This is a genomic window from Rhodopirellula maiorica SM1, from assembly GCF_000346295.1.
Classification (GTDB): domain Bacteria; phylum Planctomycetota; class Planctomycetia; order Pirellulales; family Pirellulaceae; genus Novipirellula; species Novipirellula maiorica.
Genome location: NZ_ANOG01000979.1, coordinates 1 through 15,436, shown reverse-complemented (window position 1 = coordinate 15,436; position 15,436 = coordinate 1). Strand labels below are relative to the sequence as shown.

The window sequence follows — 15,436 nt, the reverse complement described above, 5'->3', positions numbered from 1 at the left end:
TTTGATCTCACCGCGAGACTTGTCGGCTTGATCGCCTTGCCGGTGTTGTGGATGCAATTTCGAACGCATCAAGAGCGATCGATTTCGAGCATGTTGGCGATCGCCGCGAACATTCATGTCTTGCTCGCAGCGGCCGCACTGGCCGGATGTCGCGGTTGGGTACTGCCAAGCTTGCTGGAAGGATCTGCAGCAGTCGCCTTGCCCCTGGTATTCGCGACGGCAGCGATCAGTGTCATTTTCTTTGACATTGCCCGTGTGAAACTCGATTCGAGCCCCTGTCGCGATTGGGCCCTCGCGCTACGTGCGGGGATGGGGATCCTTGCTCTGTTAGCGTTCACTGGCATGCATTTTGATGTCTTCGGATTGGCGGCAATGACGATCGGCTTTGCCACCGTCGTAGTCGCAGAAGTGTTGCAAGCGATTCGTCGACAACAAGAGTTTCGAGTTTGGTTGGCTTGTTTCGTTTCCGCGACATTGGCCCTGTTCCTGTATCACGAGGGTGTGATCACGGTCGGCGCCGGAATCAGCCAATTGGTGCTATCGGCGATCGCGATAACAGCGTTAACGATCGATCATCTTGCCGCCAGCCAAACGAAATTACAGATCACTCGCCGCCCGATGAGGATGATCGGACAAACGTTGCCCGGCATGGTCGCGGTGCTTGCGGCCGTTCGAGAGATTTCGGGCGTGTTTGACGAATCCTCGACCGCACTGAATGTGATGTCGTTGATGCTGGCCGCAGCCGTGTACTTTCAACAGTCGATTGTCAAACGTCAACGCGGTTTCGCGATCGCGGCGGCAATCATTGTCAACGTCGCACTGATGTTACTGTGGCGAGTGCTGGGCTGGACCGCGCCGGAATTCTACATGGTGCCGTTTGGTTTGTCGGTGTTGGGCGGCGTCGAGTTACTGAAACGCGAATTGCCTGCGGCATCGCACGATCCGCTGCGTTACATCGGTGCTTTGATCATCTTGGTTTCGCCGCTATTTGACATTCTCGGAGGCAGCTGGGGACACATGTTCGCACTGATGGTGCTGAGTGTGTTGGTGATCTTGGCCGCGATCGGATTACGACTTCGCTCGCTCATGTACGCCGGTTCGGCTATTTTTATTGACCGACCTGGTTGCCATGGTAGTTCGATCGACGATGGACCACCCCAGTTTGTTGTGGATTTGCGGTGTCGCGTTAGGTGCGGCCGTGATCGCACTCGCAGCGTTCTGCGAAAACCATCGCGAGAAACTGATCTCGCGGATCCGTGTTCTGTCGGCCGAATTGGCGACTTGGAATTAAAGGCTTGATCCGTCGTGGACGCCGATCTCACTTTTGTGTTTGTTTACGAAACCTCCTTAAAAGGAAAACCCCGATGAAGTGGTTAAATCAATTTAGTTTGGTCATGCGTTCGAGCGTCACGTCGCTAAAGGAAAAAATCGAAGATCCCGAGCGGATGCTTCATCAATTGGTAATCGACATGGAAGAGGAGCTCGACCGCATTCGCGCGAGCGTTGCCGAGGCGGTAGCCGATGAGATCCAGATGCGACGGCGTGCCGAGCGAGAGCGTGCGGATGTCGAAGTCTGGATGCAGCGTGCCAGCACCGCGATGAAACGTGGCGACGAAACGACGGCAAAATCAGCACTAGCTCAAAAGATGGCAGCGTCCGAGCGTGCGGATCGCTACAGCGGCGACCATGATCGGCAACGAACCGAAGTGGAAAAGTTGCAAGAGAGTGTTCGTGATCTGGAGGACAAAATCCGTCAAGCCAAACAGAAAAAGACGCTCTTGGCGGCACGGATGGCGCGGGCTTCGTCGGCACAAAAGATCAATGCGACTCTCGATCGATCGCATCGTCAATCGGCTTTCGCTCAGTTCAATCGATTCGAAGATAAGGTCGACCGCGAAGAAGCAATGAGCGAAGCGTGGGAGCGAATGGATGGAAAAGATCCCGATGCCGACGAACTGCAACGACAATTCGCACGACAAGAACGCGAAGAACGCGTTGCAGCCGAATTGGAAGCTTTGAAGCAACAAGTCTCGACTGAGAAACCATGATCAACACAGCACGAGAACTCTGCACGGCATTTTGGGACGTTGCGGTGGGGTGGTATCGCGTCGACCGCATCCGCATTTCGCCTACCGCAGGTCGATTGCTCTCTCTGAGAGTGGGCGATCGCGTGGTGCTAAAAGGCGAACTGTTCAAGGTCACGCAGCGGCGATTGGGTGAAGCCGAGGAAGCAGTGGAATACGTCTTAAAGCATCCCGATGGGGATGCAGTGTTGCGGATCCCCAGCGTGGGTGAACACATGGAAGGATATGCTGAATTTTTGTTCTTGGATCATTGTGAAGCGGTCGCCGATGACGAGTTGGTGGTGCTTTGAAAGTGGGGCGGGTGGCCGCGGGCCCGCTGTTTTCGAGGTATGATAAAGCGAGTGCTTCGAGCACTTTTAGAGTGGCTGATGGACTGCCTCGCCCGTCATTGGTGTATTCGACGGACTAGGAAGTCCATCGTACGATTAAATCAGTAGGCCGCTAGCCACGGTTCCGTCGCAACAAACGGGGCTAGCGGCCAAGCGACTAACGTTGTCCAAACGCGCTTAATTTGGATGCATCATCCACCGCTCACATTCCGTTTGTATTCCCGTTCGTAATCGCCCATGTTGCCTCAAATCGAACTGTTCTGTATCGGATTTGCGGCGGTCGTGGACACCGTATTGCTGCTGATCGTATTGGAGCGGATCAATCGACCGCTGACGGCGATTTGGCTGAAATGGGCGTTGGCGGGAGCAACATTGTGGCACATTGGTGCATTTCTACATACGTTGCTGCGTGACACAACCGGGACGACGGCGACGGCAGTTGATGCGATGTGCATGACTACGATGGCGTTGGGGATGTTGCTACTGAATTGCAGCATCTTGCACGCGGGACTGAGGATCAATCATACCGGGGCAGAGGCTCGGCCGCGACTGAATCGCCGCTACATCGCGGTCTATTTGCCCGTGCTGTTGATCATTCCGATTGCAACTGGGATCGTGCACAGTGGTACGCGTGATTTCATTGAATCGACGCAGCCCTATCATTTGCCGTTTTTGATTTGGTTGACGGCAGCCAATCTGACGGCTGCATGGCTGTTTATCAAAAACCGCAGTCGGCTCGAACAAGTCGCTCGCGGTGCCAGTTCGTTTTTGGTCAAGTTCTCGGTCGGTTTGATTGCGGTCACGGGGTTGGTCGGCGTCTATATTCTGGTCGCTCAGAAAACACGTTTTGAACCGCCGTTCCGGTTGCTCACCAACCTGTCGCCGCTGGCGCCCACGTTGGTTTTCGCATGGTACCTCGTCCGACGGCGATTGTTGCCGATGGTGTTTGAACGGACGCTCGTGTACGGCGCAATCCTGCTAGCGATCTTTTATCTGCATCGATTGACCATCTCGCCAATGATGAGTTCGATCAGCCGTGAATTTCACTTCGATTTCGTCGTGCTCGAAACACTAATCGTGGTTGCACTCGTATTAGCGTATCAACCGCTGAGAAGTCGATTTCGCGAAGGGCTCCGGTACTTCGTTGGATTAGATGTGGCCAAAGTTCGTGATGCCGCCCGCCAATTGTCCGTCGAATTGTCGCGTCGTGCGGATGACGAAATTGAGTCGTTGTCAGAGTGGTTTACCGAACGCATCTTGCAAACGTTCAATTTGCGGTTCGCAAAATTGTGTTTTATCGAGAAGACATCGTCGACAGAGCACGCTGGACCGAACTCGATGCACGAAGCGAGCTCGATCATTAAAGTCGCAAACTCGCAAATGCGTGACTTCATTTGCGACCGGCTTGCCGTGGATGAGGTGCGGTCGTTGTGTGGCAAGCTCGATGATTGTCCTGATCGCTGGATTGAATGCTCAGGCCCTCATGAATCGGATGTCTGCGAATGGATGCGAGACGCTGATTTAACGGCCGTGTTCCGAGTTCACTATCGCGACGTGGACGGCTATTTGATGTTGGGGTCGCTTCGCACGGGCGAGCTATTGTCGGATGAACAACTCAGCACGATTTCACTACTGGTGGATCAATTTGCCGCGACCATTCAAAACCGAATTTTGGAGCAAGCTCGGCAATCAGCGGAACGCCGAGCGGTACAACAAGAGAAATTGTCGACGCTTGGATTGATGGCAGGTTCGCTGGCACACGAACTGAGAAACCCACTCTCTTCGATTCGCACGATCGCGACGCTGATGAAAGAAGACCTAGATGAGAAAAGCGGATCACATCACGATATTGATCTGATCGTCTCGGAAATTGACCGACTGACGACCACGACTCAGCGGTTACTCGATTTCTCGAAGCCCAGTGATTCTCAGCACGTTGGGGTGCAGCCCGATGCTGTGATTGACCGTTTGCTCTCGATCCTCGGTCATCTCGCCCGGCAGCATGGCGTGACATTGACGACCGACTTGCAGCTGGGTGCGGCAAGGATCGAGTCCACCGATGCGGGGTTCAGCGAAATCATGTTCAATTTGATCAAAAACGCGATCGAAGCGGTACGTGAGATGCCCGCTGGCAACGTCACGATTACGACATCGCTCGAATCGAATTCACGTAGCTCGAATACAAACGGCTCTGCCCCAAACTCGACTTCCTTCGCATCCATCGCGGTCGCGGACAATGGCCCCGGGATAAAAAGCGAAATTCAAGAGCACTTGTTCGAACCGTTTGTGACGGGAAAAACCGATGGAACGGGACTCGGGCTCTACCTCGTGGGCCAGCGAGTGAGAGAATTATCAGGAAAAATATCGCACACTAGCGATTCAACGGGCTCTGTATTCATAGTGCAATTACCACTGGCAACCAACGACAAACCACTCGTGATTCCGCAGGCAGATTTGACATGAAGATTTTGGTCGTGGATGACGAACCGGCGGCCCGCTATGCGATGACCAAAACGTTGCGATCCGAAGGGCGACAGTTGCTCGAAGCCGACAATGGCGAAGCCGCGTTATCGACCATTCGTACGCATGCACCGGACTTGGTATTCTTGGATTTGAACATGCCAACGCACGATGGCATGTTCGTTTTGCAATCGTTGCAACAGGATACCGCGACAGTCATGCCTGAGATTATCGTGGTCACGGCCAACAACGAAGTCAGTTTGGCGGTCCAGTGTGTTCACCTCGGTGCGACTGACTTTGTTACCAAACCATACGATGTCCAGCATGTTAGATCGATGGCCGCGCGTTCGCAGCAACGGGTTGAATTGCAGCAAAAAGTCCAGGATCTACAAAACGGCAGCGAATCGATTCAGTTCGGGCAATTGCTAGGAACGAGTCGACCGATGCGAACGCTGTTTTCGCAAATCGACAAAGCGGCGAAAACCTCGCTGCCGGTTTTGATTCGCGGCGAAAGCGGCACCGGTAAAGAGTTGGTCGCGCGTGAGTTGCATGCACGAAGTAATCGAGCGAGTAAGCCATTTATCGCTGTCAATACTGCTGCGATCGCTGCATCGCTCGCCGAAAGTGAACTGTTTGGACATGTTAAAGGCGCGTTCACCGGTGCCGATCACAACCGCGACGGTGTGTTTCGGCAAGCCGATGGAGGAACGTTGTTCTTGGACGAAATTGGCGACATGCCGGCGGCGGTGCAAACGCGTTTGCTGCGAGTGTTACAAGAAGGAATTGTGCAGCCAGTGGGCACCGAACAAGGGGTCAAGGTCGATGTTCGCGTGATCAGTGCGACCCATCAAGACCTTGAATCGGCAATCGAGGACAAAGTGTTTCGTCAGGACTTGTATTTCCGGCTGAAGGGAATCGAATTATTCATTCCGCCACTACGTTCGCGACACGAAGACATCCTGCTGTTGGCGAACCGGTTTCTGCCGCCGGAGGTGACGATCTCGGACGAAGCGATTTCGGCGTTGCTGCAACATGTGTGGCCAGGAAACGTTCGTGAGTTGCAGCAATTGGTACATGCATCAGCAGCACTATGCGAAGAGAATCGAGTGACGCGATGCGACCTCGGTTTGGGACTGGATCGTAATGCGAGTGACGAGGCTCCGTTTGAGCGTTACCTGGATCTGCCGCTGACCGAAGCGAGAGCACAGTTAGTCGAAGATTTCGAGCGGTTGGCGATCTTACGTGCATTGGAAACCGAGTCGCACAACGTCAGCGCGGCAGCACGACGATTAGGGATTCACCGCCAAAGTCTGCAGCAAAAAATGAAAGCGTTGGAGATTAAGTAGATGTGGGACAGGCAGGATGCCTATCCTACTAAGGAGTCTCGGATTCGAGACACACCAATTGTTCTTGGCGTTTGGTGCCTTTGCCGACTCCGACTCGCATAAACATCTGGCTGTCCGCCACCGCGGGGCTCGCGTAGGCATCATCGCCCAATCGATTGGTGGAGATCAACTTAAAAGCATCGTTTTCATTTTTGAAAACAAACGTTTCGCCGCTGAGATTGGAAACATAAACCAAGTCATTGCAAACGATCGGGGATGCGCTGAACTTACCGCCCAAACGTTCTCGCCACACCACATCACCGGTGTCGGCGTCCCAGCAATAGGCCACACCATCGTCGCTGACGGCGAACAAACGATCGTCGTTTAAAACGAGCGAGGGTTCATAGACTTTGGTGCGAACAGACCAGATTTTTTCACCATCTGCGGAGAAACACGCGGTTTCTTTGTCGGGGTAGCCGCCACTGGCATAAATTCGATCTGGCGCTGCGATTACGGTGCCGCATGTCGCTTCGGCGGTGCCGGGTGTACTCCACAATTTTTCACCGGTGGCAGGATCGTAGCTGGCCACCACATCACAACCACTGATTAACAATTGGTCACGTCCACCCACGTTGGCAACCGTGGGACTTGAGTAACTACTGATATTACCGCGAGCCACCCGCCAAGCGATCTCGCCACTTTCGCCATCGACCGCTGCCAAATAGCCGCCGCCCATATTGTCAGCAGCAAAAATCACCAGCGACTTGTACAGAACGGGCGACGGTGCATAGCCAAACTTAGAAACAAATTTGCCGATCTCGCGTTGCCAAAGGATGTTGCCATCCAAATCAAGAGCCGAAGCAATGATCGCATCCGAATTCAGAAACGCGGTATAGAGCCGGACGCCATCGCACGCCAAAGTACCGTTCGCGTGCGTCGCTTTATAGTGCACCGCTCGTTCCGACGGAAAGCCGCCTGTGTGAACATCGGTGGTCCAGATAGGCTTGCCCGTCGCACGATCAAAGGCAAGCACTTGTTGTTTTTGTGAATCCGCGATCGCGGTGGCGAGATAAATCGAATCCGCCACGATGATGGGCGAACTGTGCCCGCGGCCGGGGACATCGGTTCGCCAGAGGACATTCTTCTCGTCGCTCCACTGCGTCAACAGCGGTTGATCAGGGACGACACCATCACGTTTAGGCCCACGCCATGTGGGCCAAGAAAGCATCGACTCGTCTGTGGCGACATCGACGACTTTGACGTTCGATTTTGCGGGAGAGATTTCCTCGACCGGGTTTTTACGACCACAACCGCCGATCAGCAGCAGCGGAATCAGCGTCAGCATCAGAAGGCGTTTCATGGTCGTCGTCCTGAAAGATTCGGTTATGGCAGTTAGGCTTTCATCTGCCATTTATAACCGAATTTGACGGTTAACAGAACGTGCAACTGTCACGAGGTTAGTTAGCGGGCATGGGATTCATGAAGCTGGACTCCTTAAAGCGGCAAGTCATTGTGGGCTTGCTTTGTCTCCACGCTTCATATTTCTTCGCGATGGCATTAAATACGACGCGATCGCGTAGTACGCGAAAGAGCAGTAAATGAGAGCAACTGTATTTTGCCAAAGCGGACGAGACGATTGCCTGAGTGGTGAATAGTTAGAAAGTGCTGATTTTAATTCAGAACTGAGAAAAGCGAGTGGTAGATCAACCCTTACCGTGACTGCAACAATTGCGGCAGCCAACACCAATGCGAACAAATCGGTTATTCGATACTGCGGGAACTCGTAGACCAAAAACAATCCGGTGCGTAATACCATCACGAATAAAATCAGGTTTACCAAGAGGTTAGCGTTTCTGCCTTTCGCGTAATCGATAACGAAATTTGCCCCCTCTCCTTCTCGAATCGACACAGTTGGTTGGTTTGGGGTGGAAACAAGCGTGTCGTCGATAAACGGCCACCCCGTGTTTTGATATGTAGTTTTTGAAGATGGATAAGAAGAAGGCCTATTCTCGCCCATCGATTGCAACACCACCACGGTGCATATTGCTGCAACGCAGAACACTGCAAAGACCAAGTGTTGTCGTCTCATCGTATTGCAAATACACCTATCTTTTCAGATTGCTGTAGCAGTCTTGACCGTGGTCAGACATTCCAACTTGGTCCATGTAACACACCCGTAGTAGATTGGTATTACAGTTCCTGGATTCTTTGGTTGTGCTGCTATCTGTCCCGGCCTTTTGATTAGTTCCTGATCGTTACTACCAATAGAGTGATTGAGAGCGTTCAATCGATGGCAAGAGCACTCACGGCTCGAATGGATTCTTAACCGCGGCCCGTTGTTGCTGCAGCTCACGAAGAAAATCTTTATCCGCTTCGCTGAGGCTGACAATCGGTACGGTGACTTCGCGGCCGTCCGCCCGTTTCAGGACCACGCTTGCGCCTTCAACGCGAAGCAATACCGCATCGACCTTAAATCGACCGCTTGCGTCGGACCATGTGCGTGATTGCGAGGTCGGTTGGGCGGCGGCAACATCGGGCTTTTTGGGCTGCGGCAGATCCTTGGGTGCGAGTTGTATTTTACGGCGAGCCACCGTGATCTTGCGATTGCCACCGCCACGAAGTTTCACGCGGACTTGGCCATCGGTCAGGATTTCTTCAATCGTTGCGGGTTTCCAGAACGGGCCATGTTCGTTGACTTGCACAATTTGGCCGATGTACAGCGTGGTCAGCAGATTGACTTCGCGTTTGGTATCATCAACCACGCCGGCGCGATCGTAGGCCGATTTCAGGCTTGCGATTCGCTTGTACTCGGCATCCCAGCGCAACATCGCAGAATGCGCCGCTTTGCGAAGTTTGTCGTTGTCGCTCTCGACCAGTGGCTTCATCGCCGCCACGATTTCAGGATCGGGATCTTGCAGACTCTTTTTGGCGAGCTCACTGAGCGTTTGAATTTGCCGTGCCGCATCGCCGGACGTAAGTGACTCGAGTGCATCTGCTTTCTGTGCATCGGTCAATGGAGCTTCGGCTTCGGCCTTGGCTTTGGCCGCCGCCATCGCTCGTTCCTCGGCCTTTCTTTTTGCCTCGGCTTCGATCGCATCGATTTCCTGCTGCGATAATCGCTCGTACTTCATTGTGATCGGAACCGTGACAGTCGAGTTTTTGCTTTTGACAACCAGCTTGTAACTGAAGTCGATCCCCGCCGGCATGTTCACTGATTTGTCAAAGGTCCATGTCCCCGTCCCCGACATTTCATAGGCGACGCCATCGTCGGTTTCCGGCATTTTCAGTTCATAGTCCTTTTTGAAATGGATTAAATCGTCTTGCTGTCTTAGCTGTTGGAAGCTTGTCTTTTCAACCGCCGCCCGCGTGGTGTCATCGTCATTGCTGCGACCAAACGGATCGAAACCGCCAGGTCCGAAACCACCGCGACCAAACCGATCTTGGCGGTCTTTTTGCGTGACAGCGATCCCCGAGTCGATCTGCCAATTCTTTTCGTCCGTCTCGGGCAGCGGTTCAAAAGGGATCAACGAGACATTGCCTAACAAGTAGGGCAACTGAGAATCGCGAACCAATTTGATCACTTCTCCTCGCGATGAAAGTGTGATCTGGTTGGTAGTTTGAGTTTTGCCAGCGAAGGCAGGCCGCGAAAATGGGCTGGGAATCGATGGTGGGAACGCTCTGGGACCAAACGGACCTCGTCTGCCACGCGCAGCGGCCTTGTACGTTTTCGATTCCGACAATCCGCCGCGATAGGTCAGTTGGATCTGATCCCCGTTTCGACTTTCAACCTCGTACTTTGTGATCCCTTTGTAGTGGGTTGTTTCACTTTCGCTATCGACGCTGATCTGGAATCGATAAGCAAATTTCGAATCGGGATTGGGCTGGTAACGAAGCGTTTGCGCAGTAACCGGCGGTGGCGAAACTCCGAGCGTGAACAGAACTAAAAACGGCAGAATGCAGCGGGCACGGCTTCGCAGTTCCAGAATCATGGGGACGTCCTTCAAGGCATCTCAGAGTTCGAAAAGAGGTGGAGAGCATGAGAAGCCTCGATTCTAACCATTTTTTACTGCGAGATTCGGTAAAGTGCGTCTGCGGTGCGAAGTAACACCGAATCTTCAAAAACACCAAGTGACGCGAGCGTGCGTTCTTCGATCGGATTGGTGGCCAGCACCTCGAACTCGCGACCAGCGCGGACGACCGTGGTAACACCGTCTTCGCTGGTAAAATAGATCCGGTCGCCCGAGAGCAGCAATGACGCCGAAAAGTTGCCGCCAATTCGTTTGCGATAAACAATCTCGCCTGTCTCGGCTTCGGCACACATCGCGATCCCATCGTCGCTGACCCAATAGATCAATCCATCGGCGGCAACCATCGACGGTGTCTTCGAAACACTTTTATTCGAACGCCACTGAATATGCGTGTCCGTTACGACTCCGGTGCCAGTCGGGCGAATCGCCAGCAGTTTGCTGCTGTCGTAACTGGTGGAAACAAACACGAGACCGCGATGGTAGATAGGTTTCGGGATTACGGAATAGCCATCGTAGCGAACATCCCAAATGGTTTCCCCGGTTTTCGGATCCAAACCAAAAACGCAATCGCTGCCAGGTGCGACCACTTGTTTTTGCCCATCGACTTCGATCAAAGTCGGTGTTGCAAACGAGAACGTACGAATTGAAAAGATCATTCGTAGTGTCTGCCAAGCGAGTTCACCCGTGTCGGCATGAAGAGCGACGATTTTTGGTTCTTTGTCACCGTCACATGTGAAGATCAGTAGGCCGTCGACCAAGATGGGCGATCCGCCATTGCCGTGTTGAGGGCTAAAGTACAAGTCGCGGTTGGTCCACATAATCTCACCCTGCTTGCTGACACACGCGGTGCCCTGATAACCAAAGTGAACAAAGATTCGGTCCCCATCAATGATCGGCGTGGGGCTGGCGTGACTGTTCTTGGAATGAATTTTGGGTGAACGATCTTTCGTTTGCGGCATCACCGAAATCGTGTTTAGCAATTTGCCATCGGCGGCATCGATCACCAACAATGAAAGCGTAAATTCCTTCGTCGCCTCGTCGGATTCCTCATCGGATTCCGCAGGAATCGCGGTGGTCACGTAGATGCGATCCTCATCACACACAGGACTGGACCAACCTTTTCCAGGCAATTCGGCACGCCAATCGATGTTCGATTCAGGCGACCACTGCAGCGGCAACATCGCGCCGGACCGCACTACTCCGTCGCCGTCGGGGCCACGAAACGCCGGCCACGCATCGTCGCCGCGGACGCTTGGAGGCAGAATAGAAATCGCAATGCAAGCAGACAAAAACAGCAGAGCACGAACCGCAGTGAACATGACTATTCCCAATTGAAAAATGAAGCAGACAGACAGGAATGATTGGGTGAGATCTCGTTAACCGTTTGGGCAATCGCCCCGGTTGAATGCCGGAACTGTAGCTAGCAGGCTGTTGATTAATGAAGTTTCCTGTGGCAAGGGGTGGCTGATGGACTGCCTCGCTCGTCATGGGTGTATTCGACGGACTAGGAAGTCCATCGTACGATTAAATCAATAGCCCGCTAGCGGCAACACGGCCAACATACCGCAAACCTTCTTTCTACCCGCTTAAACGATTAAACATCATCCAGGGGGGAGTGGTTTCCGATTGTAATCTCACTGGCGTTTGCTTGAGAGACGACGGAGCTAACATTTTGCTTGTTACCGCCACGAAAGTGCTACAATCGGAGCAGTCTGCTGCTTCGACACCGCCGGTCTGTTTCGCCTTTCTTTTTCTCGAGCTGACTCGATGAATGAACAACAAGCAAAAATGCTTCGCCAGATGGCCGTGTTCGGTGGTTTGAAAAACGAATCGCTGGAATTGATTTTGGGAGAATCTCATCGGCTCGTATTGGCAGCGGGTGACTATTTTTTTCACGAAGGCGACCCAGGCGAATCACTGTTTGTGATCGAAGCCGGGACCGTCGTGATCCAGCGGACGTGGAAAAACGACACGATCATGCTGGGGCGTTTAGCAAGCGGAGATTGCTTTGGCGAAATGTCGCTGATCGATTTTCAGCCACGATCGGCCGCAGCGCAAGCGGAATGTAATTGCGAAACCATCGAAATCCCACGCATCGTACTGCAATCGCTGTATCGGATGGATGTCGAACAGTACGCGATGATCATGATGAATCTGGGTCGCGAAGTCAGCCGACGGTTGCGAATCGCCGATGATTGCTTGTTTCAGTTGCAGCAAGACCATGGCGTCGAAACGCCGTTTGCCGGCACTGTTTAACGAAACGCTTACTTTCCGGCGTACCAAATGCCGCGTCGCCAATTGTGCCGCCGCAGTCGCGTGATCGCCTCGTCCGGCAAATCTCGCAGCTGGCTTGTTCGTGTGTTCTGTTGGACCTGCTTGACCGTTCGCATGCCTGCAATCACCGTGCTGACTTCCGGTCGTGCGAGCACAAATTTCAGTGCGACATCGGCCATCGAGTAATCGTCCGACAACCCCAGCGCGTCCATATCGGATCGAATTTCGGCAACCCGGTCGGCGGTCCGCTGCATGCGGTCGCCAGCGAAATATTGGCTGCGAAAATCGTCATCGGGAAAGACATGGTCGCCGGAGTATTTGCCGGCCAACGATCCTTCGTCCAGTGCAACGCGGACAATCACACCGGTGCCTGTTTCGGCAGCCACGGGCAAGATTTGCGCGGCAGCGTCCTGGTTAAACAGATTGAAGATGACTTGAACGACATCGACCAAGCCGTTTCGCATTAACTGCACGACACAATCCTGGTCGTGCTCGGGAGTGCTAACGCCAATCAAGTTGATTTTGCCCTCGTCTCGCATTTGACGCAGCACCAATAACGGCTGTGGATCATCGTTCCACGCACGCGTCCAGGTATGCAGTTGCAGTAGATCGATTCGTTCGACCGCTAGGTTCGTCAAACGCTGGTGCAGGTTATCTCGCAAGTAAGCTGCCGAGTAGCGATCTTGCCAGCGACAGTAAGGACTCGGCGGCCACGGCCCAGGACTGGGTGGCGTTTTCGTGGCAATCAAGACTTCTTCACTGCGGCCTTTGAGTGCCTTGGCGATCAGCATCTCGCTATGTCCGTCGCCATAGCCTGCGGCGGTATCAATGAAGTTGACACCTCGATCGATCGCCGCATGAAGTGCTCGCAGCGACTCATCATCACTTTGTGGCCCCCACTGCCCCCCGATCGCCCACGCACCAAAGCCAATCTCGGAAACCTTCGATCCATCGGGGGGGAGCAATCGCGTATGCATAAGTGGGTTCGGGTTGGGGGATTAGGTTAGGTTTGTCGGTTGGCGAATGAATACAGAGTCGCACGATGCTTGCTTTGCATCTTTCTTGGTCTGTTCCGCCGAAGATCTCATCTTCTGACGCTGGTTCTACCGAAAACTAGCTAGGACGGCGAGTCGGTCGTCGTATTGTCTTGAAAGCCGGCGTGCATGCCAGCATTCTTTCTTGAGGTGGTTCGGTGCCAAATATTTCTCCGATCCCGCGGCTTACGATTGTGGTCCCGGTGACGGAAGACCTTCAGTCTTTCGAAACCAGTTTGATCAGTGTTTTAGAACATCAGCCCAGCGGCTGTGAAGTGATTGTTGCTCACGACGGGACTTATGAAGACCCGTTCGAATTGGGTGACGAAGTTCGCTTCGTGTCCGCGGATTCAGCTGAATTGATCGAACTGATCTCCGCAAGCGCTTCGGAAGCCCGCGGTCGATTTGTCCATGTCTTAAGTGGCGGCTTTAAGGCAACAGAAGGATGGGTTGATGCCGCCCTGGAAAAATTCGAACACCATGATGTCGCAGCGATCGCTGCGGTGGTTCGACACGAGCAAACGGGACACATTGTCGGGGCCGGTTGGTTCGACAGCGGTTCACGGCTTTGCCAACCGACCGGTGTCTCGCAAACGAAATTGAGTCGAAAGGAAGTCGCCAAGATCGATGGCGTCTTTGTCGAAGCTTCGTTTTGGCGACGCGAGACACTGCGCAACGTTTGTCATTGCTACCGTGGAAGCAGTTTGCTGGAATTCTCGTACACCAGCGGATTGGCGTTGTCACAAGCAGGTTGGCGATGCGTGATTGCGGAACAATGCAGCTTGGTTGCCGATCAAAACCATACCGCCTGGAACGACGCCTCGTTGCGTCGTGGCAAGCGTTTGTGGGCAATTCGCCAAACCGCATGCAAGGACCGCAGCGGATTCCGCGATGGACTGCGAGGAATGCTCGCGAATCTCGGTCGACCTTCACGTTTGCTAGAATCGATCGGTATGATGACCGGCGGTTCGGCAACAGCCGAAATGAGACGACGCGTTCATATCGACGAAGTGAAATCGATTGACCAATGTGAATCGGTTCTACCGCTTCCCAATCGCTCGTTCACAGCTTCGCGACGCGCTGCCTGAGCTGCAGCTCACACTGTCCTAGCGAAACTCGCCAAGAGTTTCGGCCGGTATCGCCACGTGTCTGGTGTTTCGATCGCTCTCTCTGAGTGAATCGCACTAGGCACGATGCGGTGTGAACAATGTATCGTCGCTGTTGGGAGGCATTCTTTTCGCCCTTAACAATGAGGGGGAATGATGGGCCGGTGATTCGGCCCGTTCATCCCTCATGAAAACCAATTCGCGTATATTGAATTGGATGCCCAACTCGCTTGGATGCCCCAACTCGCTTGGATGCCCCGGCTCGTTGAAAGATCGGCGTACTCACTTGTTGATAGCAAAGTAAGTCTCGGCTCGCTTTCACGTGACCAGCAACTTCACACAGAAGATGCCTCTGCAACGTCGAATGACGACGTCACCGCACGCTAGCAATCAGGCTTACCAGCGACCGAGACATTTTGCTCTTCCATGATGACGGTCATCGGAGCACTGCCACGTGGTGCGACTTCTTTGCGGTCCAACTCACCACGAACAATCCTTACTTCACGTGGGGCTTCGATTCCGATCGCAACTCGATTTGCAGAAATACGGTTGATCGTCAAAACGATATTGTCACCGATTAGGAGTTGCTCACCTTCTTTGCGGCTTAAAACTAGCATTGTTTTCTTCCCTGATTGGTAGGTTGAACTTCTTGAACGCATTTGGATACATACACTTTTTGTGCCAAAATCGCTTCCATTAATCAGATAGTTTCCACCACCTCGCCAAACTTTAACAAAACTCAATGAAATGCGGAAAACCGCAGGTATTTAAGTTCCTTTTGATGCGTTGACGTGTC

At 53.3% G+C, this 15,436-nt stretch carries 13 protein-coding genes; 7 read left to right on the top strand and 6 right to left on the bottom strand.

From position 1 onward, the window contains the following. From RMSM_RS31660 to RMSM_RS31640, 5 genes are all read left to right on the top strand, one after another. Positions 1-1,299 (top strand): hypothetical protein (locus tag RMSM_RS31660; protein WP_236622379.1); only part of this gene is annotated, 1,299 nt, incomplete at its 5' end. A gap of 65 nt (positions 1,300-1,364) precedes the next feature. Continuing rightward, a complete protein-coding gene (locus RMSM_RS31655) occupies positions 1,365-2,048 on the top strand; it encodes a PspA/IM30 family protein (protein WP_008707226.1) in 684 nt (227 codons plus the stop codon). Beyond that, the gene (locus tag RMSM_RS31650) at positions 2,045-2,374 is read left to right on the top strand and encodes a hypothetical protein (protein WP_008707225.1); all 330 of its coding nucleotides are present in this window, start codon (positions 2,045-2,047) and stop codon (positions 2,372-2,374) included. Before RMSM_RS31655 ends, RMSM_RS31650 begins: the two co-directional genes overlap by 4 nt. 276 nt (positions 2,375-2,650) lie before the next feature. Next, entirely contained in the window at positions 2,651-4,876 is a 2,226-nt protein-coding gene (locus RMSM_RS31645; RefSeq protein WP_008707223.1) for a sensor histidine kinase, read from the top strand. Next, positions 4,873-6,219, top strand: coding sequence for a sigma-54-dependent transcriptional regulator (locus RMSM_RS31640; protein ID WP_008707221.1), 1,347 nt, complete (start codon positions 4,873-4,875; stop codon positions 6,217-6,219). Before RMSM_RS31645 ends, RMSM_RS31640 begins: the two co-directional genes overlap by 4 nt. A 28-nt stretch (positions 6,220-6,247) precedes the next feature. On the opposite strand, the gene RMSM_RS31635 is transcribed toward RMSM_RS31640, so the two are convergent. The 4 genes from RMSM_RS31635 to RMSM_RS31625 all read right to left on the bottom strand — a co-directional run bounded on the left by RMSM_RS31635 (position 6,248) and on the right by RMSM_RS31625 (position 11,545). Beyond that, positions 6,248-7,558, bottom strand: a complete 1,311-nt coding sequence (locus RMSM_RS31635; RefSeq protein ID WP_144058103.1) for an outer membrane protein assembly factor BamB family protein — start codon at positions 7,556-7,558, stop codon at positions 6,248-6,250. A 147-nt stretch (positions 7,559-7,705) separates the two neighbouring features. Beyond that, positions 7,706-8,287 (bottom strand): hypothetical protein, encoded by a 582-nt coding sequence (locus RMSM_RS40285; RefSeq protein WP_144058102.1) that lies wholly within the window; start codon positions 8,285-8,287, stop codon positions 7,706-7,708. 214 nt (positions 8,288-8,501) lie between these two features. Then, entirely contained in the window at positions 8,502-10,187 is a 1,686-nt protein-coding gene (locus tag RMSM_RS31630; protein ID WP_008707216.1) for an SHD1 domain-containing protein, read from the bottom strand. Positions 10,188-10,261: 74 nt separating this feature from the next. Then, positions 10,262-11,545 carry an outer membrane protein assembly factor BamB family protein gene (locus RMSM_RS31625; protein WP_008707214.1) on the bottom strand — a complete coding sequence of 428 codons (1,284 nt, stop codon included), beginning with the start codon at positions 11,543-11,545 and terminating at the stop codon, positions 10,262-10,264. 448 nt (positions 11,546-11,993) lie between these two features. Between RMSM_RS31625 and RMSM_RS31620 the strand changes: the two genes are divergently transcribed. Continuing rightward, positions 11,994-12,482, top strand: a complete 489-nt coding sequence (locus RMSM_RS31620) for a Crp/Fnr family transcriptional regulator (RefSeq protein WP_008707210.1) — start codon at positions 11,994-11,996, stop codon at positions 12,480-12,482. Positions 12,483-12,490: 8 nt separating this feature from the next. On the opposite strand, the gene RMSM_RS31615 is transcribed toward RMSM_RS31620, so the two are convergent. Continuing rightward, the gene (locus tag RMSM_RS31615) at positions 12,491-13,477 is read right to left on the bottom strand and encodes an aldo/keto reductase (RefSeq protein ID WP_008707208.1); all 987 of its coding nucleotides are present in this window, start codon (positions 13,475-13,477) and stop codon (positions 12,491-12,493) included. 215 nt (positions 13,478-13,692) lie between these two features. On the opposite strand from RMSM_RS31615, the gene RMSM_RS31610 reads away from it, so the two are divergent. Further along, positions 13,693-14,622, top strand: coding sequence for a family 2 glycosyl transferase (locus tag RMSM_RS31610; RefSeq protein WP_008707206.1), 930 nt, complete (start codon positions 13,693-13,695; stop codon positions 14,620-14,622). 401 nt (positions 14,623-15,023) lie between these two features. Here the strand turns inward: RMSM_RS31610 and RMSM_RS31605 are convergent, their stop codons facing one another. Next, the gene (locus RMSM_RS31605; protein ID WP_008707204.1) at positions 15,024-15,257 is read right to left on the bottom strand and encodes a carbon storage regulator; all 234 of its coding nucleotides are present in this window, start codon (positions 15,255-15,257) and stop codon (positions 15,024-15,026) included. Positions 15,258-15,436: the final 179 nt, after the last annotated feature.